Annotated in this window: 19 protein-coding genes; 5 read left to right on the top strand and 14 right to left on the bottom strand. The window is 70.6% G+C overall.

What is annotated here, in order from left to right; all coding sequences use genetic code 11:
- Window positions 1-92: 92 nt before the first annotated feature.
- Window positions 93-1,166 carry a GTP-binding protein gene (locus ABZX12_RS24095; protein ID WP_355696466.1) on the top strand — a complete coding sequence of 358 codons (1,074 nt, stop codon included), beginning with the start codon at window positions 93-95 and terminating at the stop codon, window positions 1,164-1,166.
- A gap of 3 nt (window positions 1,167-1,169) precedes the next feature.
- Here ABZX12_RS24095 and ABZX12_RS24090 read toward each other — a convergent pair whose 3' ends face one another.
- The 4 genes from ABZX12_RS24090 to ABZX12_RS24075 form a co-directional block, all read right to left on the bottom strand.
- Entirely contained in the window at window positions 1,170-1,865 is a 696-nt protein-coding gene (locus ABZX12_RS24090) for a maleylpyruvate isomerase N-terminal domain-containing protein (RefSeq protein ID WP_355696464.1), read from the bottom strand.
- Between the two features lie 160 nt (window positions 1,866-2,025).
- On the bottom strand, window positions 2,026-2,802 hold the full coding sequence (locus ABZX12_RS24085; protein WP_355696462.1) for an aldolase/citrate lyase family protein: 777 nt from the start codon (window positions 2,800-2,802) through the stop codon (window positions 2,026-2,028).
- A gap of 66 nt (window positions 2,803-2,868) precedes the next feature.
- Complete coding sequence (locus ABZX12_RS24080; protein ID WP_355696461.1) at window positions 2,869-4,398, bottom strand: acyl-CoA carboxylase subunit beta; 1,530 nt, start codon at window positions 4,396-4,398, stop codon at window positions 2,869-2,871.
- Between the two features lie 7 nt (window positions 4,399-4,405).
- Complete coding sequence (locus ABZX12_RS24075) at window positions 4,406-5,569, bottom strand: acyl-CoA dehydrogenase family protein (RefSeq protein ID WP_355696459.1); 1,164 nt, start codon at window positions 5,567-5,569, stop codon at window positions 4,406-4,408.
- Window positions 5,570-5,637: 68 nt separating this feature from the next.
- On the opposite strand from ABZX12_RS24075, the gene ABZX12_RS24070 reads away from it, so the two are divergent.
- A complete protein-coding gene (locus tag ABZX12_RS24070; RefSeq protein ID WP_355696457.1) occupies window positions 5,638-6,039 on the top strand; it encodes a MerR family DNA-binding transcriptional regulator in 402 nt (133 codons plus the stop codon).
- A gap of 8 nt (window positions 6,040-6,047) precedes the next feature.
- On the opposite strand, the gene ABZX12_RS24065 is transcribed toward ABZX12_RS24070, so the two are convergent.
- Genes ABZX12_RS24065 through ABZX12_RS24035 form a run of 7 tightly spaced genes read right to left on the bottom strand, consistent with a single transcriptional unit; the run spans window position 6,048 to window position 15,893 of the window.
- A complete protein-coding gene (locus tag ABZX12_RS24065; RefSeq protein WP_355696455.1) occupies window positions 6,048-6,278 on the bottom strand; it encodes a DUF5652 family protein in 231 nt (76 codons plus the stop codon).
- Between the two features lie 60 nt (window positions 6,279-6,338).
- Complete coding sequence (locus ABZX12_RS24060) at window positions 6,339-7,022, bottom strand: CbiX/SirB N-terminal domain-containing protein (RefSeq protein ID WP_355696454.1); 684 nt, start codon at window positions 7,020-7,022, stop codon at window positions 6,339-6,341.
- Window positions 7,019-8,146 carry a uroporphyrinogen-III synthase gene (locus tag ABZX12_RS24055; protein ID WP_355696452.1) on the bottom strand — a complete coding sequence of 376 codons (1,128 nt, stop codon included), beginning with the start codon at window positions 8,144-8,146 and terminating at the stop codon, window positions 7,019-7,021. The genes ABZX12_RS24060 and ABZX12_RS24055 overlap by 4 nt, the downstream gene beginning before the upstream one ends.
- A 34-nt stretch (window positions 8,147-8,180) precedes the next feature.
- On the bottom strand, window positions 8,181-8,516 hold the full coding sequence (nirD, locus tag ABZX12_RS24050) for a nitrite reductase small subunit NirD (RefSeq protein WP_355696451.1): 336 nt from the start codon (window positions 8,514-8,516) through the stop codon (window positions 8,181-8,183).
- Window positions 8,513-12,409, bottom strand: coding sequence for a nitrite reductase large subunit NirB (gene nirB, locus ABZX12_RS24045; protein WP_355696449.1), 3,897 nt, complete (start codon window positions 12,407-12,409; stop codon window positions 8,513-8,515). Before nirB ends, nirD begins: the two co-directional genes overlap by 4 nt.
- Window positions 12,406-14,520 carry a molybdopterin oxidoreductase family protein gene (locus tag ABZX12_RS24040; protein ID WP_355696447.1) on the bottom strand — a complete coding sequence of 705 codons (2,115 nt, stop codon included), beginning with the start codon at window positions 14,518-14,520 and terminating at the stop codon, window positions 12,406-12,408. The genes nirB and ABZX12_RS24040 overlap by 4 nt, the downstream gene beginning before the upstream one ends.
- A complete protein-coding gene (locus tag ABZX12_RS24035; protein ID WP_355696445.1) occupies window positions 14,517-15,893 on the bottom strand; it encodes an MFS transporter in 1,377 nt (458 codons plus the stop codon). Before ABZX12_RS24035 ends, ABZX12_RS24040 begins: the two co-directional genes overlap by 4 nt.
- A 192-nt stretch (window positions 15,894-16,085) precedes the next feature.
- On the opposite strand from ABZX12_RS24035, the gene ABZX12_RS24030 reads away from it, so the two are divergent.
- Complete coding sequence (locus ABZX12_RS24030; protein WP_355696443.1) at window positions 16,086-18,260, top strand: MMPL family transporter; 2,175 nt, start codon at window positions 16,086-16,088, stop codon at window positions 18,258-18,260.
- 33 nt (window positions 18,261-18,293) lie between these two features.
- On the opposite strand, the gene ABZX12_RS24025 is transcribed toward ABZX12_RS24030, so the two are convergent.
- Window positions 18,294-21,314, bottom strand: a complete 3,021-nt coding sequence (locus ABZX12_RS24025) for a LuxR C-terminal-related transcriptional regulator (RefSeq protein ID WP_355696441.1) — start codon at window positions 21,312-21,314, stop codon at window positions 18,294-18,296.
- 112 nt (window positions 21,315-21,426) lie between these two features.
- On the opposite strand from ABZX12_RS24025, the gene ABZX12_RS24020 reads away from it, so the two are divergent.
- Entirely contained in the window at window positions 21,427-22,863 is a 1,437-nt protein-coding gene (locus ABZX12_RS24020) for an Nramp family divalent metal transporter (RefSeq protein WP_355696439.1), read from the top strand.
- Here ABZX12_RS24020 and ABZX12_RS24015 read toward each other — a convergent pair.
- Complete coding sequence (locus ABZX12_RS24015; RefSeq protein ID WP_355696437.1) at window positions 22,838-23,749, bottom strand: LysR family transcriptional regulator; 912 nt, start codon at window positions 23,747-23,749, stop codon at window positions 22,838-22,840. The genes ABZX12_RS24020 and ABZX12_RS24015 overlap by 26 nt on opposite strands.
- A 72-nt stretch (window positions 23,750-23,821) precedes the next feature.
- On the opposite strand from ABZX12_RS24015, the gene ABZX12_RS24010 reads away from it, so the two are divergent.
- Window positions 23,822-24,076 carry a hypothetical protein gene (locus ABZX12_RS24010; RefSeq protein WP_355696435.1) on the top strand — a complete coding sequence of 85 codons (255 nt, stop codon included), beginning with the start codon at window positions 23,822-23,824 and terminating at the stop codon, window positions 24,074-24,076.
- 21 nt (window positions 24,077-24,097) lie between these two features.
- Here the strand turns inward: ABZX12_RS24010 and ABZX12_RS24005 are convergent, their stop codons facing one another.
- Complete coding sequence (locus tag ABZX12_RS24005) at window positions 24,098-24,871, bottom strand: hypothetical protein (protein WP_355696433.1); 774 nt, start codon at window positions 24,869-24,871, stop codon at window positions 24,098-24,100.
- Window positions 24,872-24,921: the final 50 nt, after the last annotated feature.

Genomic DNA, 24,921 nt, shown 5'->3' with positions numbered 1-24,921 from the left:
CCTTGCCTATCAGACGACCGGGCGCTTCAGCTGCCGTTTTCGCGGCTCGCCCAGGTCTGGACTGATGAAAACCGTTTTCATATAATGCGGAGATGACCGCCCGAGCGAAAACCCCGTTGTCCTTGCTGGTGGGGCTCTCCACGACGTTGCGGGAGCCCGTGCTGGAGGCGATGACCGACGCCGCCACCGTGGTCGTGGCGATCGACCAGGACGAGCTCCCGAGCCGCGGCGTGCTGTCCTGGCGGGTGCGGGACGCGTCGGGGCCGATCGACGCGGGCGAGTTCGCGATCGGGGACGACTGCGGCGCGTGCCAGCTCATCGAGGCGCTCCTGCCGTTGCTGGAGACGCTCGCCGCCCGCGAGCACTGGGACCACATCGTGCTCGCGGCGCCGCCGGCGATGGAGGCGCGGCCGCTCGTCGGCGCGCTGGTGTCCGCCCTGCCGGAGATCGCCGTCGACACGGTCACCTGCGTCGCCGACGCCGTGCTGCTCGTCGAGCAACTGTCCGGTGACGAGCTGCTCGCCGAGCGCGGCCTAGCTCTCGGCGTACCGGACCGGCGCAACGTCGCGGAGCTGACCGCCCGCCAGATCGAGTACGCCGACGTCTGCGTGCTGGCGAACGCGCATCGCAGCACAGCGGCCGCCCGGCTGGAGCACCTGCTGTTGCACCTGAACCCGCGGACCTCGGTGACGCCGGCGGACCTGGCCGGAGTTCCCCGCGGACCGGTCGCGCGGACCGGGCGGTTCGACTTCGACGCGGCCGAGGCGTGGGCCGGCGAGCTCGCGGCGTCGGATCGGGTGCGGCCGAGCGGCGACGGCGTGACGACGGTCCTGTGGCGGTCGGCGCGGCCGCTGCATCCCGCCCGGCTGAACGCTGCGCTCGAGGACATCGTGGACGGCGTGGTGCGCAGCCGCGGCGTGGTCTGGCTGGCGAACCGGCCGACCCAGCGGGTGCGGTGGGAATCGGCGGGCTACAGCGCCTCGCTCGGCACGCTGGGCGAATGGTCCGAGACCGAGCACCTGGCCGAGTGCACCGTCGTCGCGACCGGCATGGGCCTGGACCCGGCCCGCCTGCAGGCGATCCTCGACGCCTGCCTGCTCACCGAGTCCGAGCTGGCCGACCTCGACTGGACGAGCCTCGACGACCCGTTCGCCGGCGTGCTTTAGGGCCTAACCGAGCAACGGGAGGCGCGCGGCGTGCGGGCCGAGCATGTCGTGGTCGGCCTCGTCGAGCGGCAGCCGTCCGGTGGCCTTCAGGACGTACGTCGTGGTGTCCCAGCCGATCACGTCCCAGGCCTCCGGACCGAACAGTCCGTCCAGCGTCCGCGCGGTGACCTGCAACGCCTCGGGATCGGGCTCCGGCGCGTCCGGCAGGCCGACCGTGAGGTCGAGATGGTGGACGGTTGCCTCGAGCACCAAGGTGGCCACGAGGTCGGTCGCCCGCAGGACATGGCCCTGGGTCTCGACCCGACGGCCCTTGGTCGCCAGGCCGGCCGCGGCCGCGCGGACCGCCGCCTCGGACACCTCACGCCAGTGCTGCACGAGCAGGCCGGGCTTGCGGTACGACGCCGCCACGCCCTGCACGAAGCTGGTGTCGCCGTCGGGCCTCGGCGGGAAGTCGTGCCAGTACGTCACGAAGTCCCGGTCCGGCTCGGCGACGGCCGGGCTGGCGAATGCGATCAGCGCGCGCTCGGCGTCGTACAACAGGTGCACCAGCAGCGGACCGATCGGCATGCCGGCGCAGCGGGTCTCGCGCTGGAAGTCCGCGTCGCTGAGCCCCTGCACCGTCTCGGTGAGCCGCCCGTAGGCCCGCCCCAGCGTCGCCGCCAGCCCCAGCGGCAACGCGCCGCGCTCGGGTGCCTTCATCCCGGCCTCCTCGGTGTGCTCTGACGAACTTAACCCGAGAACGCACCGAGATGTTCCGGACCGCCACCACCCACCAACCCCCGCCACCGGCCGGATGCGGGACCGCGCTGAGCGTGCGCCGCCCGAGGGGAGGCCGCTTGGTGAGTCATGGAAGTCCGCCCTAGGAGCGGGCTGTGTCCAGGTGCGCGGCGGCGATCGCCTCGAGGTGGCTCAGGTCGGAGGCCACGGTCGCGTAGGTGTAACCCTGGTCCAGGCGCTTCTTCGCCGAGTCGCCGTCGAAGGTGTGGATGCCCGCCGCGATGCCGGCCTCCTGCGCGGTGCGCGCGATCAGCTCCACCGCCTCCTCGAACGGCCCCTCGACCTCCGGGTCGCCCGGGAACCGCGCCCCGAGCGCGAGGCTCAGGTCCGACGGGCCGACGTACACGCCGTCGAGACCGGGCGTCGCGCAGATCTCGGCGACGTTGCGCAGGCCGAGCGGCGTCTCGATCATCGCGAGCACGACGGTGGCGTCGTTGCTGTCGGCGGGCACCGGCCCGATCCGCAGCGCGGCCCGCATCGGACCGAACGAGCGGACCCCGGCCGGCGGGTACTTCGCCGCGCGGACCGCGCGCGCCACGTCGTCCGCGCTGTCGACCAGCGGCACGATCACACCGGTCGCGCCGGCGTCCAGCGCCCGCCCGATCGGCGTCGGGTCGTTCGCCTCGACCCGCACCATCCCGACGGTCGGCCGCGGCCCGATCGCGGACCCGGCGTCGATCGCGAGCAGCCCGGTCATCAGCCCCTGGTACCCGATCAGGCCGTGCTGCCCGTCGAGCACCACGTAGTCGTACCCCAACCGGGCGATCCGCTCGGCCGCCGGCGGCACGTCCAGCGTGACCCAGTACCCGACCAGCTTCTCCCGCGCCCTGACCCTGCGCGCGAAATCGTTTGCATTCACGGGTTGAGCCTAGAGCATGTCTCCCAACCCCACGCAGTAGGCGTGGGGTTGGGAGACATGCCCGACCTATACGGGTGGTACGCCGTGTCGGCGGTGGGAGAACGTCCGGTCCTTGGACTGGGCCGCGGCGAGCCGGGCGATCAGGTCGGCGCGGAGGTCCTCCGGCTCGATGATCGCGTCGATGACCAGGTCGGCGGCCAGCCGGAGGATGTCGATGTCGGTCTCGTACTCCTCGCGCAGCTTGGACACGTACTCGACCCGCTCGCCCTCGTCGGCGATCTCCTGGATCTTGTTGTAGTACACGGCGTTGATCGCCGCCTCCGGCCCCATCACCGCGATCTTCGCCGTCGGCAGCGCCACGCACGCGTCCGGCGAGAACCCCGGGCCGCACATCGCGTAGAGCCCCGCGCCGTACGCCTTCCGGACGATCACCGACACCGTCGGCACGGTCGCCTCGGACACCGCGGTGATCATCTTCGCGCCGTGCCGGATGATCCCGGCCCGCTCCACCTCGCTGCCGATCATGAAGCCCGGCACGTCGCACAGGTACACCAGCGGCACGTTGAACGCGTCGCACAGCCAGATGAAACGGGCCGCCTTGTCGGCCGAGTCGACGAACAGCACACCGCCCTTCACCGCGGGCTGGTTCGCGACGATCCCGACCACCTGACCGGCGAGCAGCCCGAACCCGACCACGAGCTCCGGCGCGTACGCCGGTTTGATCTCGAAGAACGTGTCCGCGTCCACGACCGCGTCGATCACGTCGTGGATGTCGAACCCGACGCTCTCCTCGGCGGGCACCAGGTCCCGGGTGAAGTCGCGGCCGGCGTCCGAGGCGTCGTACGACGGGGGTCGCGAGCGCCACGAGCCGGGCAGGTAGGAGAAGTACTGCTTCGCCAGCTCGATCGCCTCGGTGTCGTCGCCGGCCAGCAGATCACCGCAGCCGGAGACGCTGGTGTGCATCCGGGCGCCGCCCATCTCCTCCAGCGTGACCTTCTCGCCGACGACCATCTCGGCCATCCGGGGCGAGCCGAGATACATCGACGCGTTGCCGTCGACCATGATCACGATGTCGCAGAACGCCGGGATGTACGCGCCGCCGGCCGCCGACGGGCCGAACAGGCAGCAGATCTGCGGGACCTTGCCGGACAGCGCGACCTGGTTGTGGAAGATCCGGCCGGCGCCGCGGCGGCCCGGGAACAGCTCGACCTGGTCGGTGATCCGGGCGCCGGCGGAGTCGATCAGCCAGAAGATCGGCAGCTCGTCGCGGATCGCGACCTCGGTGACCCGGACGATCTTCTCGACCGTCCGCGCACCCCACGAGCCGGCCTTCACGGTCGGGTCGTTGGCGACGAGCAGCGCCGGGCGGCCGTCGACCAGGGCCCGGCCGGTGACGACGCCGTCGGCGGGCAGGCCCGGGTTCAGCGCGTTCGCCAGCTGCGCGTCCTCGACGAAGCTGCCCTCGTCGACGAGCAGCGCGATCCGGTCCCGGACGTACAGCTTGTTCTGGGACTTCAGCTTGGCCGCGGCCTTGTCCGGCGGGGAGAGCGTGGCCTCACGGGCGACCTTGACCTCGGTCCAGTGATCGTGGGTCATGCAGCCATCATTCCACTGGGAGGCCGAGGGAACGGGCGATCAGCATCCGCTGCACCTCCGACGTCCCCTCGCCGATCTCGAGGATCTTGGCGTCGCGGTAGAAGCGGGTGACCGGGTACTCCTCCATGAAGCCGTACCCGCCGAACACCTGCGTCGCGATCCGGGTCGCGGTCACCGCGGACTCGGTTGCGTACAGCTTGGCCACCGACGCGGCCTGCTTGAACTCGGCCATCGACGCCCCGGCATCCTTGAGCGCGGCGGCCCGGTAGACGAGCAGCTCGGCCGCGTCCGCCATCACCTTCAAGTCGGCGATCTGGAACGCGACGCCCTGCTTGCGGCCGATCGGTACGCCGAAGGTCTGCCGCTCACCGGCGTACTGCACGGACATCTCCAGGCACGCCCGGATGCAGCCGAGCGCGACGGCCGCGATCGCGACCCGGCCGTCGTCGAGCGTGGCGAGGAACTGCGCGAAGCCCTTGCCGCGCTCGCCGAGCAGGTTGGCCTCCGGGACGCGGCAGTTCACCAGCGACAGCGGGTGCGTGTCGCTGGCGTGCCAGCCGAGCTTGTCGTACGCCGCCTCCGCGGTGAATCCCGGCGTACCGCTCGGGACGATGATCGTGGAGATCTCCGGCTTGCCGTCCGCGCGCTCACCGGTGCGGGCGGTGACGGTGACGCAGCTCGTGATGCTGGATCCCGAATTGGTGATGAACTGCTTCGAGCCGTCGATCACCCACTCGCCGCCGTCGAGCACCGCGCGGGTCTTGGTCGCGCCGGCGTCCGACCCGGACTCCGGCTCGGTCAGCCCGAACCCGGCCAGCTTGGTGCCCGCGACCAGGTCGGGCAGCCAGGTCGCCTTCTGCTCGTCGGTGCCGAACGTCAGGATCGGGTTGATGCCGAGCCCGACCGCCGCCTCGAGCGTGATCCCCATCGACTGGTCGACCCGGGAGATCTCCTCGATCGCCACGCACAGGCTGGTGAAGTCGCCGCCCGCGCCGCCGTACTCCTCCGGCGCGGTCAGCCCGAACAGCCCGAGCCGCCCCATCTTCTGCACGACCTCCACCGGGAAGTAGTGCTTGCGGTCCCACTCGGCGGCGTGCGGCGCGATCTCCGCCTCCGCGAAGTCGCGAACGCTACGGCGGAACTCCTGATGCTCCGCGGACAACTCGAACATGCGGCACTCCCTCGTGCTTGACGCTTACGTAAACGTAAAGCACGCTAGGCAGCATGCACAATAGCCAGGTGCCCGCAGAAACCTGGTCGATCGCCGAACTGGCCGCCGAGTACGACGTGACGCTCCGCACGATCCGGTTCTACGAGGACCGCGGCCTGCTCACCCCCGAACGCCGCGGCACCACCCGCGTCTACCATCCCCGCGACCGCGTCCGCCTCGCCCTCATCCTGCGCGGCAAACGCCTCGGCTTCTCCCTCGACGAGATCGCCAAGATCGTCGACATGTACGACGCCGAACCCGGCGAGGAGGGCCAGCTGGTCTACCTCCTCGACCAGATCACCCACCGCCGCACCGAACTCGAGCAACGCCGCCGCGACATCGAGGAAACCCTCCAGGACCTCGCCGAGGTGGAAGCCCGCTGCCACGCCGACCTGAACACCCTCCGCAACCGCCAGGCCGCGTCCTCGTAGGTCTCGCGTCAGCCCTCGCGACGGCGGCCGTACAGCCAGTAGATGACCGGAGCCACGCCGAGGGAGTTGGACAGGGTGAGGAGCAAGGCCCACATCGGCTTGGGCCCGCGAACCTGAGCCGCAGGACGCCGCGCCAGATCGGCCAGTGCGACGGCCTTCAACACGCTCTCGACAACGACTCCGGCAATGACCAACCGCTGCTGCTGTGGGCTCAGCTCAGCCCATGTCTTCCCGGCCATCCCTTCACGATGCCCCTGCAGAACCCGGCTGACAACTCATCCCAGGCCGACCGGGTGGGATCAGACGGCGACGGCGGTGGGGTGGAGGGCGGCGGCGTAGCGTTGGAGGGCCAGTGTGGCGAGGCGGGGGTCGGCGCCGAGTGGGTCCGCGGCCTGGTGGCCGCGGGCGTGGCGGTGGACGAGGGAGTTGAAGAAGCCTGGGGCCAGCAGATAGTTCGCCACTGCCACGCGGCCCGGGGTGCGGGCGAGGACGGCCGGGAGGCGGTCGCCGGCGCCGGACAGGTACCCGACGGTCACCGGGCGGTCGATGCGGCGCGCGAGGAGAGCCGCGGTTTCCTCGCAGTCCAGGAGTGCGCGGGAGTCGGACGAGCCGGCGGCCGCGAGTACCACGTGATCGATGCGGTTCAGGTCGCCGAGCCGATCGGCCAGAACCTCTGCCAGGAGGGGATCCGGGCCCAGTGCGCCGGCCGCGCGGACCCGCCCCGGATAGCGCCGAGCTTCTGCGGCGACATCGACGTACACGTGGTAACCCGCGCTGAGCAGCAGCGGGACCACGACGGCGTCGTCGGTGTCCGAGGTGATGCGCCGGACCAGCGACGGGAGCGCCGGGCGGAGGAGGTCCACGAAACCCAGAGAAATCGGGAGATCCGGGCGTTGCGCGGCCATCTCCCGGACCAGGTCGTGAACGACGCGGATGCCGGCCGGGTCGGCTGTTCCGTGGGCTACGGCAACGAGGTCGGTCATGAGGGGACTCCGGCGGGTTCTACGGCGAGGCGGTAGCCGCGGCGGACTACTGTGCGGACGAGTTCGGGGCGGCCTACCGCCGTACGTAGGCGGTTGACGGTGACCTCGACGGCGTGGACGTCTTCGGCTCCGGGGAGTACGGCGAGCAGTTCGGGGCGGGAGACCACGTCGCCGCCGGCAGCGACCAGGGCCGCGAGTACGGCGCGTGGGCCGGGCCCCAGCGGCAGGACCACACCATCGAGTACGGCTGCACCGCCGCGGATGACCAGTTGACCGAACGCCGTTTCGATCGAGCGGGCGTTGTCGTCGGTGAGCCGGTCGGTGACGATCCGGATCAGCGCACCCAACCGGTACCGGTCCGGCACCAGCGGGTCCAGTCCGAGCGCCACGAAGGGGCCCGCTGTCACCGGGCCGACGCAGGCGTTCAGCACGCGGCCGGTCCGCAGCGACGACGTCAGCTCGTCGTACTGCCCGTTCAGCGCCGCCGCGTCGAGCATCGCCTGCGCGCCGGGCGCGGACGTGTGGACGACGGCGTCCACGGTGCCCGCGCAGACCTGCGAGATCATCCGCTCCACGAGCACCGGATCGGGCGACGGGCCCCACCGGTACACCTCGAGCCCGCGCACCGACGCGCCGGCCGAGCGCAGCGCGTCCTGCAGGGCCGGATCCGACAGGCCGTGCAGCTGTACGACGATCTTCCGCCCTCCGACGCCCTGCGCGCGCAGCCAGTCGACGACCTCGGCCGTCGTCTCCGACCTCGCCGACCAGTGCTCGACGAGCCCGGCGGCCCGGATCGCGCCGCGCGCCTTCGGGCCGCGGGCGAGGAGCCGCGACTGCTCCAGGGTGCCGAGCAGGTCCGCGGCCAGGCCCGCGGTGTCGGCCGCCTCGATCCAGCCCCGGAACCCGACGGCCGTGGTCACCACGACGTCGTCCGGCGGGTTCGCGATCACCCGCCGGGTCGCCTCCAGCAGTGCGTGGTCGTCTGCGACCGGCACGATCTGCAGCGTCGGCGCGTGCAGCACCTTCGCGCCGCGCCGTTCGAACGACGCGATCAGGTCCTCCGCGCGCCGGTGCGCGGTGATCGCGATCGTGCAGCCGCTGAGCGGCCCGGGCCTGGTCGTCACTGTGTTGAATTCCTTCCCCACCCCATCGCCCCGGTCACGTACCCACCACGACCTGTCCGTCGACGATCTCGACCGGATACACGGGCAGCGACACGTCCGCGTCGTCGAGACAGGCCCCGGTGCGCAGGTCGAAGACCTGCTTGAACATCGGCGACGCCACCGTCGGTACGTCGCCGCGGCTGCCGACGATGCCCCGCGACATCACGTTCGCCCCGCTGAACGGATCCTGGTTGCCGATGGCGAACACCTCGCCGTCGTGGGTGCGGAACAACGCGATCTGCACGTCCCCGAGCAGCGCGGCGACACCACGCTCGGGCAGCAGCGCGTCGACAGCACAGACCACCGTCGTACCAACGGCCGTGACACTCATCGCCGTACCTCCAATCGGGGGCCGGCCAGCAGGACCGGCTCCAGCTGCCCGCGTTCGGCCGAGGTGGCCGGGCGCGGCTGGTTGCGCTCGACCACGTACCGCAGGTCGGCGTCGGGCTGGTCCGGAGCGTTCACGAACGACACGAACCGGGCCAGCTTGTCGGGATCGTCGAGCGTCGCCCGCCACTCGTCGACGTACGAGTCGACGTGCTTGGCCATCGCCGCGTCCAGGTCGGCCGCGATCCCGAGGCTGTCGTTGAGGACGACGTCCCGCACCTGGTCGAGACCGATCTCGCGCATCCACACCGAGGTCCGCTGCAGCCGGTCGCCGGTCCGCACGTAGTACATGAGGAACCGGTCGATCGCCTGGAACAGCTGCTCGTCGGTGAGGTCCGACGCGAGCAGTTCGGCGTGCCGCGGCGTCATCCCGCCGTTGCCGCCGACGTACAGGTTCCAGCCCTTCTCGGTCGCGATCACGCCGACGTCCTTGCCGCGTGCCTCCGCGCATTCGCGCGCACAGCCGGAGACGCCGAGCTTGAGCTTGTGCGGCGAGCGCAGCCCGCGGTACCGCAGCTCCAGCGCGATCGCCATCCCGACCGAGTCCTGGACGCCGTACCGGCACCACGTCGACCCGACACACGACTTCACGGTCCGCAACGCCTTGCCGTACGCGTGGCCCGACTCGAAGCCGGCGTCCACCAGCCGCTTCCAGATCGCCGGCAGCTGCTCGATCCGGGCCCCGAAGAGGTCGACGCGCTGGCCGCCGGTGATCTTCGTGTACAGCCCGAAGTCGCGGGCCACCTCGCCGATCGTGATCAGCCCCTCGGGCGTGATCTCACCGCCGGGGATCCGCGGGACGACCGAGTACGTGCCGTCCTTCTGCATGTTGGCCATCACGTGGTCGTTGGTGTCCTGCAGCGTCGCGCGCTCGCCTTCGAGCACGTGACCGGCCGGGTCGAGACTCGCCAGGATCGACCCGACGACGGGCTTGCAGATGTCGCACCCGCGGCCGGTGCCGTGCCGCTCGACGATCTCGCTGAAGGTCCGCAGCCCGGTCACCCGGACCACGTCGAACAGCTCGGCCCTGGACAGCGCGAAGTGCTCGCACAGCGCCTTGCTGACCTCGACGCCGGCCTTGGTGAGCTCGCTGTTCAGCAGGTTCTTGACGATCGGCAGGCAGGATCCGCAGGACGTGCCGGCCTTGGTCTTGCCGCAGACCGACTTGATGTCGGTGCAGCCCTCGTCGCGGACGGCGCAGCGGATCGTGCCGGCGTCGACGGTGTTGCAGGAGCAGACGGGCGCGTCGTCGGGCAGCTCGAGCTGCACCGGCCCGGCGCCTTCCGGCAGCAGGAACGCGGCCGGGTCCGCACCGAGCTCGCGACCGACCATCGGCCGCAGTCCGGAGTACGCCGAGGCGTCGCCGACCAGGATGCCGCCGAGCAGCGTACGGGCGTCGTCGGACAGCACGAGCTTCTTGTAGACACCGGCGACCGGGTCGGCGTACACGATGTCCAGCGCGCCGTCGGTGGCGCCGAACGCGTCGCCGAAGCTGGCGACGTCGACACCGAGCAGCTTCAGTTTCGTCGACGTGTCCGCACCCGGGAAGGTCGCCCCGCCGCCGAGCAACCGGTCCGCGACGATCTCGGCCATCGTGTAGCCGGGGGCGATCAGACCCCAGACCCGCCCTTCGATACAAGCGACTTCGCCGATCGCCCAGACACCCGGGACCGACGTACGGCAGGCTTCGTCGACCACGACGCCGCCACGTTCGCCGATCTGCAGACCGGCTGCGCGACCGAGCTCGTCGCGCGGCCGGACACCGGCCGCGAAGACGACCACATCCGCGGGCAGATCAGGGCCGTCGGCCACGCTCATCGCGCGCGCCGCGCCCTGCGACGTCAGCTTCACGCGCTGACACTGCGTCCCGGTCAGTACGTCGACGTCCAGCCCCTCGATCAACCGGGACAGTGCGGCGCCGCCGCCTTCGTCGACCTGCAGCGGCATCAGCCGCGGCGCGAACTCGACGACCTTGGTCCCGGCGCCGAGTGCCCGCAGCGCACCGGCTGCTTCCAGGCCGAGCAGACCGCCGCCGACCACGACACCGTTGACCTGCTTGCCCTCGCTCTTCAGACGCTCGACGTACACCCGGAGCGCGGCGACGTCGTCGATGGTCCGGTAGACGAAGCAGCCCTGGGCGTCGTTGTTCTTCACCGGCGGCACGAACGCCGCGGAGCCGGTCGCCAGCACGAGCTCGTCGTACATGACCTCCTCGCCGCGGGCCGTCGTGACGGTCATGGCCTTGGTGTCGATCGACGTGATCTGGACGCCCTTGCGCAGGTTCACCGCCGGGTCGTCCCAGAGGCCCGGGTCGCCGAGCGACAGGTCCTGCGGGTCGCGCCCGGAGAAGTAGCTGGTCAGTGCGACGCGGTCGTACGGCAGTCGCGGCTCCTCGCCGAAGACCGTGATCCGGTAGGTGGTCTCGGTGTCGCGTTGCCGGAGCGCCTCGACCAGGCGGTGGGCGACCATTCCGCCACCGACCACCACCACGTGCTTGGCCTTGTTCAGCTCTGCCATCGTCGCCCTCCTGCTCGGGACTGGTTCGGTCTCGCCGCGCCGGAAGCGGTCGAGCAGTTCGCCGACGGCGCCGGTGCAACTGCCGCACCCGGTCGTCGCCCGCGTCGTGGCGGCGATGCCGGCGACACTGTCGGCACCTCCACGCCAGGCCGCCTCGATTGCGACCCTGGTGACGCCGTTGCACCTGCAGACGGTCGCCACTTTCTTCTTCGTCTGTACGGCGGGCGGCGTGCCGAGCAGCCCGTCCGCGACCACCGGCGTGCCCCGGTCCGCCAGCAGCACCAGCTCCGCGGCGACGTCCGGCGCACCGACCGCGACGGCCGAGCGCACCACGCCGTCACGCAGGACGGCTCGTACGTAGCGCGCGTCGTCCTCGAGCCGCACCACCTCGCCGTCCTCGTCCTTGTCACCGAGGACGAGCAGGTCGAGTCCGCCGGCAGTCACCCGCACGACCTCGTAGTCCGGCAGCTGGGCGGCCTCGCCGGTCAGGCGTTTCGCCAGCGCCTCGGCCTGTGTCCACGCGGACTCGACGGTGCCGGTGAGCCGGCCGTCGATCTCGGCGCAGTCGCCGATCGCGTGCACGCGCGGGTCGTCCGGGCTCGTCAGCGTGTCGTCGACGACGATCCCGCCGCGCACCGTCAGGCCGTCCGCCAGCTCTGTCCGCGCTCGCACACCGCACGCCACGACCAGGAGTTCGCCGTACACCTCGGAGCCGTTCCGCAGCCTCAGGCGGCGAAACCGGCCGTCCTTCGTGTCGGTGCCGGCCAGCTCCGCGTTGAGCAGCACCTCGGCGCCGAGACGCCGGACCGCGCGCGCCACCCTCCGTCCCGCGGAGGGCCGAACCGTCCTGTCCAGAAGGGTTTCCCCGTCGTGAACCAGGGTCACCGCGACGCCGCGTTCACGCAGCGCACAGGCCGTTTCGACGCCGAGTACGCCGCCGCCCAGCACCACCGCGCGCCGTACCTGCGCCGCCTCGGCGACGATCGCCTCGGCATCGTCGGCGGACCGCAGCGTACGAATTCCCGCCGCCGGGCCGACTCCTTCCGGCACGACAGGCACCGCGCCGGTCGCGAAGACCAGCCGGTCGTACGGATACCGGCGTCCCTCGGCGTCCGTCACCACCTGTCGGCGCCGGTCGACCGCGACCACGATCGCTCCCGGCTCGTTGCCGCGAGCAACCTCTGCGCGGCCCGCGACGTACTCGGTCAGCCGGCCCCGGTTGTACGACGGCTCGTCGCCGAGGACCGTCACGTCGTCCGGCGGCAGCAGCTCGGCCAGCCGCCGGCCGGCCATTCCACCGCCGATGATCACTACTCTCATGCCGGCACTCCCGTCGCTGGCAGGGCAGCGGCGGTGACTTCGACGGCACACGCCTTGAATTCGGGCATCCGCGACACCGGGTCGAGGACGTCGTTGGTCAGCTCGTTGACCGCCTCCGCGCCACCGAAGTGGAACGGCACGAAAACGGTGTCCGGCCGGACGTCGGCCGTCACGCGGGCCGGCAGCAGCATCGACCCGCGCGCCGTCCGCAGCCGCACCGGGCGGCCGTCGCCGATCCCGAGCTGCGCGGCGACCCGCGGGTGGATCTCGGCGTACACCTCCGGCTCGGCCTCGGCCAACTCCGGAACGCGCCGGGTCTGCGCACCGCTCTGGTAGTGCTGCAGCAACCGCCCCGTCACCAGATAGAGCGGTGCCTCGGCGTTGAGATCGTCCGCCACCGGCCGGTGATCGACAGCTACGACGTGGGCCCGGCCGTCCGCGGTCGGGAAACCGTCGGCGAACAGCCGCGGCGTGCCCGGATGCCCGTTGTGCGGCACCGGCCAGAAGAGCGCCTCGTCCGCGTCCAGCCGCGCCCAGGAAATCCCGGAATAGTCGGCCTTTCCGCCGGCACTCGCCCGCCGCAGCTCCTCGAACACTTCGCGCGGGTCGGTGGAAAACCCCGCGATTCCGAGCCTTTCCGCGATCCCCGCGAACACCGCGAGGTCGCTGCGCACCTCACCCGGGGCGCGCACCGCGGCACGCCGCCGCAGCACCCGCCCTTCGAGCGACGTCATGGTCCCTTCTTCCTCGGCCCACTGCGTCACCGGAAACACCACGTCCGCCAGCAGCGCCGTCTCGGACGGCACCACGTCCGCGACCACCAACAGGTCCAGCGCAGCCAGCCGATCCCGCACCGAGGCGAGATTGGGCGCCGACACCAGCAGGTTGCTCCCGTGCACGAACAGCGCCTTCGGACCATCCGCAGTACCGAGCGAATCGATCAGCTCGACAGCGCTCTTCCCGGACCGCGGCAACTCCTCCGGGTCCACACCCCAGACCTGCGCAACGTGCGCGCGTGCTGCCGGGTCCTCGATGCTCCGATACCCCGGGAGCTGATCCGCCTTCTGCCCGTGCTCACGCCCGCCCTGCCCGTTCCCCTGCCCGGTGATGCACCCGTATCCGCTCCCCACCCGCCCGGGCAGCCCGAGCGTCAACGCGAGGTTGATACAGGCGGTCACCGTGTCGGTGCCCTTGCTGTGCTGCTCGGCCCCACGTCCGGTGAGGATGAACGCCCCGGCGCCGCCGTGCACCGGTGCGGCCGCGGCCAGCACCCGGGCGGCCTGCCGGATCGTGGCGGCGGGCACACCAGTGACCCGCTCGGCCCGCTCCGGCCACCACGACGCCGTAGAACGCATCAGCACGTCGGGGTCGTCGACCCGTTCGGCCAGGAATGCGCTGTCTGCCAAGCCTTCCTGCAGTACGACGTGGGTGAGCGCGAGCACCAGGGCGAGGTCCGTCCCCGGCGTTGCCTGCAGGTGAAGGCCGGCGTTTTCCTCGGTCAGGCTTGCGGTGGCGGAGCGACGCGGGTCGACGACCAGAAGTCCACCCGAGTCGCGTGCGCCCTGCAGATGTGCCACGGCCGGCGGCATGGTTTCCGCCAGGTTGCTGCCGACCAGCAGGACGGCACCGGCCGCGCCCAGATCGGCCAGCGGAAACGGCAGTCCGCGGTCGATCCCGAACGCCCGGTTCGTCGCCGCCGCGGCGGACGACATACAGAACCGGCCGTTGTAGTCCACGTTCGCGGTCTTCAGCGCCACCCGGGCGAACTTGCCGAGCGCGTACGCCTTCTCGTTCGTCAGCCCGCCGCCACCGAACACGGCAACCGCGTCCTGCCCGTAGGCAGCCTGCAGCGCCTCGATCCGCTCGGTCACGAAGTCCAGCGCGGCGTCCCAGCTGGTCTCCACCAGTTCGCCCGCCGCGTTGCGGACGAGCGGCACGGTGAGCCGGTCCGGCACCGTCAGCACCTCGGGCGCCGTCCAGCCCTTACGGCACAACCCACCGCGATTGGTCGGAAAGTCGCGCGCCCGCACCTCCACCGCACCCGGTCCAGCGACCGGGTGCAGCGTCGTGGCGCACTGCAGTGCGCAGTACGGACAGTGGGTAGCCGTCACACGCGCTCCTGGGTGAGCGGGCCACCCTTGCGCAGGTAGCAGAAGTACGTCACCGCGAGGCAGACCACGTAGAAGCCGCAGAACACGTACAGCGCGGGGATCAGCGAGCCGAAGTGGCTCGTCGACATCGCGAACCCGCGCGGGACCAGGAAACCGCCGTACGCGCCGACCGCGGAGGCGATCCCGATACAGGCCGCCGCCTCCCGCCGGGCCCGGCCCGGGTCACCCGGCGTGGTGAGCCGGAAAACCGCCGGAATCATCCGGTACGTCGACCCGTTCGCGATGCCGCTGGCCACGAACAGGACCAGGAAGCTGATCAGGAACGCGGGGAAACTCTCCGCCTTCAGCGCGAACACCGCGGACAGGATCCCGAGGCCCATCACCACGAACGAGCAGACCGTCACCCACGCGCCGCCGACCCGGTCGGCCAGCTTGCCGCCGAACGGCCGCGAGACCGACCCGACCAGCGCGCCGAGGAACGCGTAGTGCGCCGGCGTGATGTCGGCGAAGGTGGTCTTGATCAGCAGCGGGAACGCGGCGCCGAAGCCGATGAACGACCCGAACGTGCCGATGTAGAGGAACGAGATCACCCACGTGTGCGGCCGCTTCGCCGCGGCGATCGACGTCCGGAACGACGAGTTCGCGACCGACAGGTTGGCCATCGCCTTCCAGGCCCAGAACGCGGCCAGCACGATCAGCGGCAGCCACATCAGGCCGGATCGGTTCAGCGACAGACCGGCGCCGGCGACGATCACGACCGGGACCAGCAGCTGCACCACGGCGACGCCGAGGTTGCCGCCGGCCGCGTTCACGCCGAGCGCGAAGCCCTTCTCCTTCTCCGGGTAGAAGAACGAGATGTTCGTCATGCTGCTGGCGAAGTTGCCGCCGCCGACGCCCGCGGTCGCCGCGACCAGGCCCATCAGCCAGAACGGCGTGTCCGGCTGCGTCATGAAGTACGCCAGCCCGGTGGTCGGGACGAGCAGCAGGAGCGCCGAGAACACCGTCCAGTTCCGCCCGCCGAACCGCGGTACGGCGAACGTGTACGGCAACCGCAGCGTCGCGCCGACCAGGCTCGGCAGCGCGACCAGCCAGAACAGCTGGTCGGTGCTGTAGGTGAAGCCGGCCTTCGGCATCGACACCACGACGATGCTCCAGAGCTGCCACACCGAGAAGCCGAGGAACTCGGCGAAGATCGAGGGCCACAGGTTCCGCCGGGCCAGCGCCCGGCCCTTCCCGGCCCAGAACGTGGCGTCCTCGGGATCCCAGACGTCGATCCAGCGCCCGCGCCGCGGCGCCTCGACCGTACCCACCGCACCACTGCCGTCTGTCTGGCCGCGGCTGGCGACGGTCGCTTGTCGTGCCTCGAGCGTCATCGCAAGTCTCCGATCATCCGACCTCACTGATTAGGCCTGGACGTTATGACCGGGGTGTTTCCGAGTAGTCATCTTGTTGTTACGCCGCCGAAACGGCTCCCGCACACCCGCAGCCGGGTGGTGAGAGATCTGCGGGTGCCGCTGGGTACTGTTCGGACTCAGGGCGGGATCGGAGACCGAGGGGACGGCACCGTGCACGACGACGACCAGAACGCCGCCGGAGCGAGTGGGAAGCAGCGTCCGCCGCGGCGCTGGGCCTGGCGGGCCGCGATCGCCGCCGTACTGATCGGCTGGCTGGTGCTCGCCTCGCTGGGCGGCCCTGCGGTCGGCAAGCTGAGCGAGGTCCAGCAGAACGACAACGCCAACTTCCTTCCGAAGGATGCCGAGTCCACGGTCGTCGCCAACGAGGCCGGAAAGTTCGTCGATTCCAAGGCGCTGCCGTACTTCGTCCTGGTCGAGCGTGACTCCGGCATCACGCCGGAGGACCTGAAGAACGTCCAGGCGTTCCAGGCGAAGGTCGCCACCCTGGACCTGGGCGGCGGCAAGAAGCTCGGCGACTACCTGGCCTCCCCGGTCGCGCCGGCGATCCGGTCGGAGGACGGCAAGGCGCTGCTGCTCACCGTCCAGATCGACGGCGACCGCGCCGACGAGGTGGTCGCGGAGGGCGAGACCGTCCTGTACGCGGTCGCGGACAGCCTGCGCACCGCGATCAAGCAGGACCTGACACCGACCGGCCTGACGGTCTACGTGACCGGCCCCGGTGGGGTGTTCGCCGACTTCGTGGTCGCGTTCAGCGGGATCGACGGGATCCTGCTCGGGGTCGCGCTGGCGGTCGTGTTCGTGATCCTGCTGATCGTGTACCGCAGCCCGATCCTCCCGATCGCCGTCCTGCTCACCGCGGTCTTCGGCCTCGCGCTCGCCGCGCTCGTGGTGTACCCGCTGGCGAAGAACGGCGTCCTGCAGCTGAACGGTCAGAGTCAGGGCATCCTGTTCATCCTGGTCGTCGGCGCCGCGACCGACTACTCGTTGCTGCTCGTCTCCCGGTACAAGGAGGAGCTGCACGACTACACGAGCAAGTACGAGGCGATGCGGGTCGCCTGGCGGGCCTCGATCGAGCCCATCGCGGCCAGCGCGGCGACCGTCATCCTCGGCCTGCTCTGCCTGCTGCTCTCCAAGCTCGGCAGCACCAAGGGCCTCGGGCCGGTCGGCGCCTTCGGCATCGCCGGCGCGCTGATCGCGTCGATGACCTTCCTGCCGGCGATCCTGCTCGCCTTCGGCCGGCGGATCTTCTGGCCGTCGATCCCCCGCGTCGACCACGTGCACTCCAGCGACCAGGTCGGCGGCCGCCGCCTCTGGGGGCGCGTGTCCGGGCTGGTCGGCCGGCGTGCCCGGCGGGTCTGGGTGGTCACGGCGCTGGCGTTGCTCGCGTGCGCGGCGTTCCTGCCGACCTTCAAGGCCAGCGGTACGTCGCAGGAGGACCTGTTCCTGAACGAGGTCGAGTCGGTCACCGGTCAGGAGGAGCTGGCCAAGCACTTCGACGCCGGGGCCGGTACCCCGGTGCAGATCCTGACCCCGGTCGCCCAGGCCGACCAGGTGGTCCAGACCGCGACGAAGGTCGACGGTGTCGGCGCGGCGTCCGCCTCGCCCGCTCCCGGCGTACCGCCGAAGGTGGTCGATGGCAAGGTACTGGTCCAGGCCACGCTCGAGGTCCCGGCCGATTCCCCCGAGGCGACCAAGGTGGTGAAGCACCTGCGGACCGAGCTGGACAAGGTGAGTCCCGACATCCTGGTCGGCGGCAACACCGCGATCAACCTCGACGTGCTGGACGCCGCGCAACGCGATCTGCGGGTGATCATCCCGACCATCCTCGCGGTGATCTTCGTCGTCCTGATGCTGCTGCTGCGGTCACTGACCGCCGCGGTCCTGCTGGTGATCGCGAACGTGCTGTCGTTCGGCGCGACCGTCGGCGTCAGCGCGCTGGTGTTCAACCACGTCTTCAAGTTCCCGGGGGCCGATCCCGGTATCCCGCTCTACGCCTTCGTGTTCCTGGTTGCCCTGGGCATCGACTATTCGATCTTCCTGATGACCAGGGTCCGCGAGGAGTCACAGGAACACGGCACCAGACCCGGCATCCTGGTCGGCCTCGCCGTCACCGGCGGCGTCATCACGTCGGCCGGCGTCGTCCTGGCCGCCACCTTCTCGGCCCTCGCCGTCTTGCCCATCCTGTTCCTGGTCCAGATCGCCTTCATGGTCGCCTTCGGCGTCCTTCTCGACACCACCGTCGTCCGCTCCCTCCTGGTCCCCTCCCTCGCCCACGACGTCGGCCCGAAGATCTGGTGGCCCAGCAAACTCTCCAAGGAGAAGTAACCGGCCGGGTTTTCGCGACGGCGCTGGAGATGCTCAGGGCTTCTTGAGGGACGCCAGTTCGGTGCGGTTGGAGACGCCCAGTTTCGCGTAGACATGGGCCAGGTGGGTCTTGACCGTGCCGCGGCTGATGAACAGCCGCTCGCCGATCTCCGGATTGCTGAGCCCGTCGACCGCGAGGGCAACCACCTGCTCCTCGGTGGGCGTCAGGCTGGCCCACCCTGACGACGGCCGCCCGCGAGCTCCGCGCGTACGGCGGACGTAGGCGACGGCGTCGTCCATCGCGAGTGTCGGCTCGTCCGACGGCGGCAGGTCGGGACGGTCAGCCGGTGTCGCGAGGCCCAGGTCGGCGCGGGCGGCGGAGGCTGCGCCGGCGAGCCGGGCGGCGTCCGCTGCGCGGTTCGTGTGGTTCGCCAGCAGGGCAAGGGATTCCAGGCTGTCGACGACGTACGTGCGCAGGCCGTGGTCGACGCGGATCGTGAGGGCCTGGTGGAGCAGGTCTGCCGCCCGCTCGGGGTGGTCGGTGATCGCGATCCGGCCGAGCTGATCGAGCGCGTCGGCCAGGATCCGCGGCAGGTCGTAGCGGCGCGCCAACTCGGCGGCGCGTTCGAGCAGGGCGGTGGCGTCGTGGCCACGAGCGCGTTCCGCCGCGGCGACGGTCGGCAGCAGCATCGCGGGCGCGAACGTCGCGGCGAGCGGGCTGTCCGGCACGGTGTCGCGGGCCAGCCAGTCGACCGCGGCGTCGTACTCGCCGGTCCAGTACGAGATCAGGCTCATCGCCTGCCCCAGATTCGGCACGACGGCGCCCGCGGTCTCGGCCAGCTCGACCAACGGCCGCATCAGCGCCCGCGCGTCGTCGGGGCGGCCTGTCCTGACCAGCATCGTCGCCAACTGCGCGCGAGCCGTGCCGACGCGATGGAAGTCGGCGAGGGGCTCGGCCGCGGCGAGAGCACGCTCGGCCACTTCGACCGCCCGCAACGGCTCCCCGGTGGCGAACAGGCTCTCGGACCAGACGGTCAGCACGGTGGAGGCGATACCGCGTTCGCCGCTGGCGATCAGGCCGTCGGCGGCGCGGTCGAGCAGCGGACGGAGCTCGTCGTGGCGGTCCCACAGCGCAAGCAGTACGCACTGCAGCGCGACGTTCGCGTTCCGGGCTGCTTCATCGCCGATCCCGTCCGCGAGGCATACTCCCTCGGTCGTCAGGTCCCAGGCCTTCCGGAAGTCGGTGAAGAACTCGCCGACCGCGACCAGTGCGAGGAACAGCGAACGCAGCCGGTCGTCGCGCAACTCGGTCGCGAGCTCCAGCCCGCGGCCCGCGGCGTCGTACCCGAACGGGTCGACGGTGTCGGCGACGGTCGCGTAGGCATACAGCAAGCGGGCCTGGAGCGCCGTTCGGTCGTCCGGTGCGCGGTCGATCGCGCGGCGCAGGTAGCCGATGCCCTCGGTGCCGGTCGCCTGGAGGTTCCACAGCCATCTCAGCGCGGCAGCCAGTCGCCGGGCGCGTTCCGGGTCGGCCGCGGCGAGGCCGTGCTCCAGTGCGGCGCGGAAGTTCTCCCGGTCCGGCTCGATCAGGGCGCGCCAGGCGTCGCGATCCTTGTCCAGCAAGGGTTCCGCGGTCTCGGCGAGCTGCAGATAGTGGTCGAGGTGCCGGTCGCGTACGTCGTCGGCGTCCACCAGGCGAGTCGCGGCGTACGCGCGGATCGTCTCCAGCAGCCGGTACCGCCCGCCTTCGGCAACGACGAGCGATTTGTCGACAAGACGCGCGATCGTAGCGAGCACGGCGCCGGTCACGGCCGATGCGGCGTCCAGGGTGAAGCTGCCGGCGAAGACCGCAAGACGGCTGAAGGCACGACGTTCGTCCTCGTCGAGCAGGTCGTAGCTCCAGTCGATCGATGCGGCGAGCGTGCGCTGGCGGGCCGCGACCCCACGAACGTTCTTCGTCAGCAGACCGAACCGGTCGTCCAGGCCTGCTTCGATCTGCGTCGGTGTCAGGGTTCGTGTCCACGCGGCGGCGAGCTCCAGTGCGAGCGGGATGCCGTCGAGCCGCGTGCAGATCGCCCGAACAGCGTCCGACTCCGACTCCGGCTCGGCTTCGCTGGTCGCGGAGCGTTCGAGGAACAGCGCTCGGGCCTCATCGGGCGCCAACTGCGGGACGCGCCAGATCGTCTCGCCGGGGACGTCCAGCGGTTCGCGGCTGGTGGCGAGGATCGAGAGTTCGGGACAGCCGGTTTGCAGCGCGGTGACGAACTCAGCGGCACCGTCGACGATCTGCTCGCAATTGTCGAGGCAGACGAGGGATCGCTTGGTCCGCAGTTGGCCGATCAGCAGCCGATCTCCCGACTCGACCAGCAGACCGCTGGCGGCGGCGACCGCCTCGGGAATCTGGGCACTGTCCGTCACCGCGGACAGGTCGACCCACCAGACACCGTCCGGCCAGCGCTCGGCCAGCTGCGCGGCCGTTTGCGCGGCCAGGCGGGTCTTCCCACTGCCGCCGGGGCCTGTCAGTGTGACGAGCCGGCTGCCGGCGAGCTGTGTGCGGAGGGCGGCGACCTGGGTCGCCCGGCCGACGAAGCTGGTGAGCATGACCGGAAGGTTGTTCGGCACCAGGTCGAGAGAACGCAGCGGCTCCGTCGTTGTGGTGAGCTCGAAGATCCGCTCGGGCGAGCCGAGGTCCCGCAGCCGGTGCAGGCCGAGATCACGTAAAGGCTCCGCCGCGGATTCGACGGCCGTCGCAGTTGTTGCGGTCAGCAACGTTTGCCCGGCGTTGGCCAGTGCCAGCAGGTGTTCGGCGTGGCGAACCGCCGGTGCGGTGGCCGGCGCGGAGTGCAAGGCGATCCGCAGGAATTCGCCTGCAGGGACCAGAGCGGCCGCCTCCCGGAGCGTCTCGGCGGCAGCGATCGCTTCCGCCGGATCGCCGTACGCCAGGACGGGCCACCCGGCGTCCCGCCGTATCAGGCGCTCCCCGGGTAGTTCCGCTGCCAGGCCCGCCAGCCGTGCGTACGCGGGCGCGCTGGCGGCACCGGCGTACGACGCAACGAGAACTGTCACCCCACCCATACGCGTCAGTCTGCCATTTGCCTGTGTCGGGTCGCCGTTGTCGACAGTATTCGCTACTCTCGCGAAGCAGGGGGTCGAGACTCGGTGATATTCGAGACCGTGAGGAGCCTCAATGGCAGACACCAAGTCGACTGACCACGGCAGATTCGCACTGCCCACCAAGAACCTGCCCGCACCGCAGGTTCGCGACCTTCCCGAGCCGCCCAGCAAGACCTGGAAGATCATCGGCCCGGGCATGGTCGGCGCCGGCGTCGGGCTGGCCTCGGGCGAGTTCATCCTCTGGCCCTACATCTCCAGCCAGGTCGGCCTGGTGTTCCTCTGGGGCGCCGTGGTCGGCGTGGTGGTCCAGTGGTTCCTGAACATGGAGATCGAGCGGTACACGCTGGCAACTGGTGAGACAGCGTTGACCGGCTTCAACCGGTACGGGAAGCACTGGGGTCTGTTCTTCGCGATCATGACGTATTTCGCGAACCTCTGGCCCGGCTGGGCGACGAGCTCGGCGAGCATGCTGACGTACTTGTTCGGCGGCGGCGACCCGCGCTGGATCGCGATCGGGATGCTGGTGGTGATCGGGGCGATCCTGACCCTGGCGCCGGTCGTGTACGTGATGCTGGAGCGGCTGATCGCGGTGAAGATCGCGGCCGTCGCGCTGCTCGTCGTACTGGCGCTGGTGTTCGCGATCCGGGGCAAGACGTACAGCGCGCTCGGGGACGCGGTGACGCAGCCGCAGTTCCCGGCCGAGCAGCTCGGGTTCGCGCTGGTGATGGGCGCGATCGCGTACGCCGGCGCGGGCGGCGGGCAGAACCTCGTGCAGAGCAACTGGATCCGCGACAAGGGCTTCGGGATGGGCGTGCACGTGCCGCGGCTGACGTCGCCGGTGACCGGCGAGACCGAGGCCGACCCGACCGCCAACGGGTACACGTTCGAGCCGAACGACGCGAACCTGGCGCGCTGGCGGCGCTGGTGGAAGTTCGCGAACCTCGAGCAGGCCCTGACCTTCGTGGCGATCACCGTGGTGACGATCGTGTTCACGTCGATGCTCGCGCACGCCACGCTGTTCGGGAACGACGCCGTGAAGAACAGCATCAGCTTCCTGAAGGTCGAGGGCACGACGCTGCAGACGATCGTCGGCGGCTGGTTCGGGTACCTGTTCTGGGCGATCGGCGCGTTCGCGCTGTTCGCCGCCGCGGCCGGCATCGTCGACTACACGTCCCGGCTGGCGGCCGACATGGTCAAGGCCCGGTACCTGCGCGACTCGGCCGTCACCGAGTCGAAGCTGTACTTCTGGCTGGTCTGGGGACTTGTTGCCTTCGGCATCATCGTCCTGCTGGCCGGCCTCACCCAGCCGCTGGTCCTGCTGGTGATCTCGGCCTGCACCGCCGGCACCATGATGTTCGTGTACTCCGGGCTGCTGTGGTGGATGAACTCCAGAGCCCTCCCGCACGCCATCCGGATCACCACCTGGCGCTCGGCGGTCCTGTGGTTCTCGTTCCTGGCCTTCGGCTTCCTGGCCGTCTTCACGATCATCGACCAGGCGAAGAAGCTCTAGACATCGCCGGAAACCGCCGGCGGGCCAGCGCGTCGAATGCGCGACCCGCCGGCGAGGCGCCGGAAGCCGGCGAGATCAGCAGCAGCCGGCGCTCCAGTGCCGGCGCGGTGAGCCGCCGCCGGACGACACCGGTGGAGCCGTCGAGTGCCGACCGCGGCAGGACGGCCACGCCGACCTGCTCGGCGGCCAGCGCGACGACAACCCCGAGATCGCTGCTCTCGGCGACGATCCGGGGCGCGAACCCCGCCGTCCGGCAGGCGGCCTCCAGGGTCGTGCGGAGTTTGCTGGCGTGAGTCAGCGTGACCATCGGCTCGTCACGCAAGGCCGCCAGCTCGACCGTACGACGGCGCGCGAGGGGGCTGGACGGGTGCAGCGCGACGACGACGGGTTCGCGGTCCATCACCAGGGCTCGCAGGTCGCCCGGCCGATCGTCGTACGGACCGAGGCCGATCAGGGCGACGTCGAGCCGACCCGCCCGCACACCGTCGAGCAGCCCGTCGGTCTCGCCTTCGGCAACGGACAACTCGATCGCCGGGTGATCCCGGTGGAACGCGCCGAGCAGCCCGATGATCCGGCGATCCGGCAACGGCTGCACCAGACCGATCGCGAGCCGGCCGGTGATCAGGCCGGACAACTCCGCGACCGCCTCTCGGGCGCGATCCGCGCCGAGGAGCAGCGAACGGGCGTGCGGCAGCAACGCCTCACCGGCCGGGGTCAGCGTCACGGCTCGTCGGTCCCGGACGAACAGCCGTTCCTTCAGCTCTGCTTCGAGGCGCTGGATCTGCTGGCTGATCGCCGGTTGGGCGATCGCTACCCGCTCGGCCGCGCGGGTGAAGTTGCGTTCCTCCGCGACGGCGAGGAAGTAGGCCAGCTGCCGAAGTTCCATAAGCAGATCCTATGATGACCAGCAGCAACAGGTCTTGGACTTATCGACCTGGTTACTCGTAGCGTCTTGGCCATGAACACTTCACAGGTCGTACCGGGCCGGCGGGTCGGGGGCCGGATCGCCGTAACGCTGTTGGCCTGGCTGGCTGCCTACTTGATCGTGACGGTACTGCTGCTGGTCGCCGGCCCCTGGCTGGAATCTCTGCCGGTGGCGGTGCGGGCGTTGTTGATCAGCGGTGTCCTTGTGACCGCTATGACGAACCTCGTCATGCCCGCGCTCGGGCGGGTCTCCGCGCGAGTGGCGAACCGGTCCGGCCGGAGGAACTGACCAGACCGATTCAATGGCGGGTCAGTGTCCGAGGAAGTCGACCACTGCTTCCTCGGCCGCGGTCCGCCGGACCACCTCGACGCCCTCGCGGACCTTGCGATAGACGTCGACGGCTGCGCGGAGCGCGCGCAGACAGTCCTCGGGATCCGCGTCTGCGAGCGTGGCACGCAACTCCGGCACGAGGTCGGGCGCCAGCGTCTCGAACCGCCGGACACCGGCCGGTCTCGCCGTCCGGCCGAGCGTGGCCAGTGGCGCGATCGCTGCCGAGCGGAGCGTATCGAGGGCCCCGATCGCCTCGAACAGTTCCCCGCGCGCGATCTTGACGGCCGTGTAATGCACCCAGCACCAGAACCGGTCCTCGATCCACTGCGGATCCGGTTGCGGCCAGGCCGGCGCGCCTTCCTGCCGGATCCGGTCGACGGTCCCGTCCCGCTGCCACAGGACGACGCCGTCCTCGACCCGCGTCCGCAGGCCGTCCGGTGTGACGAACTTGAGGTCGACATGCAGCAGCGGCGGCCCGTAGAGCGCGATCAGCAGCCGCGGCTCGCCGACGTGCTCACCGGTGAAACTCGTCAGCAGCGGACCGACCCGGCCCGCGAACTCCTTCGCCTCGGCGAGGCACGTGGGCTGGCCTTCCGCCGTACACACCAGCACCAGGTCGAGATCGGAGTGCTCGTCACTGGTGCCGGTGGCGACTGATCCGCCGGCCAGCACCGCCAGCACCCGCGGGTCCCGCTCCGCCTCGGCCACCACGTTGTCCGCCACCACCCGGAGATGTTCCGGAATCATGCTCACCAGTCCTCCTTGGATCAGGTCAGCAGGCCATCATCACGCAGCCACGGGTC

Source organism: Kribbella sp. NPDC003505 (assembly GCF_040610875.1).
Taxonomy (GTDB): domain Bacteria; phylum Actinomycetota; class Actinomycetes; order Propionibacteriales; family Kribbellaceae; genus Kribbella.
The sequence above is the reverse complement of the archived record's forward strand: the minus strand, read 5'-3'. Positions and strand labels throughout refer to the sequence as shown.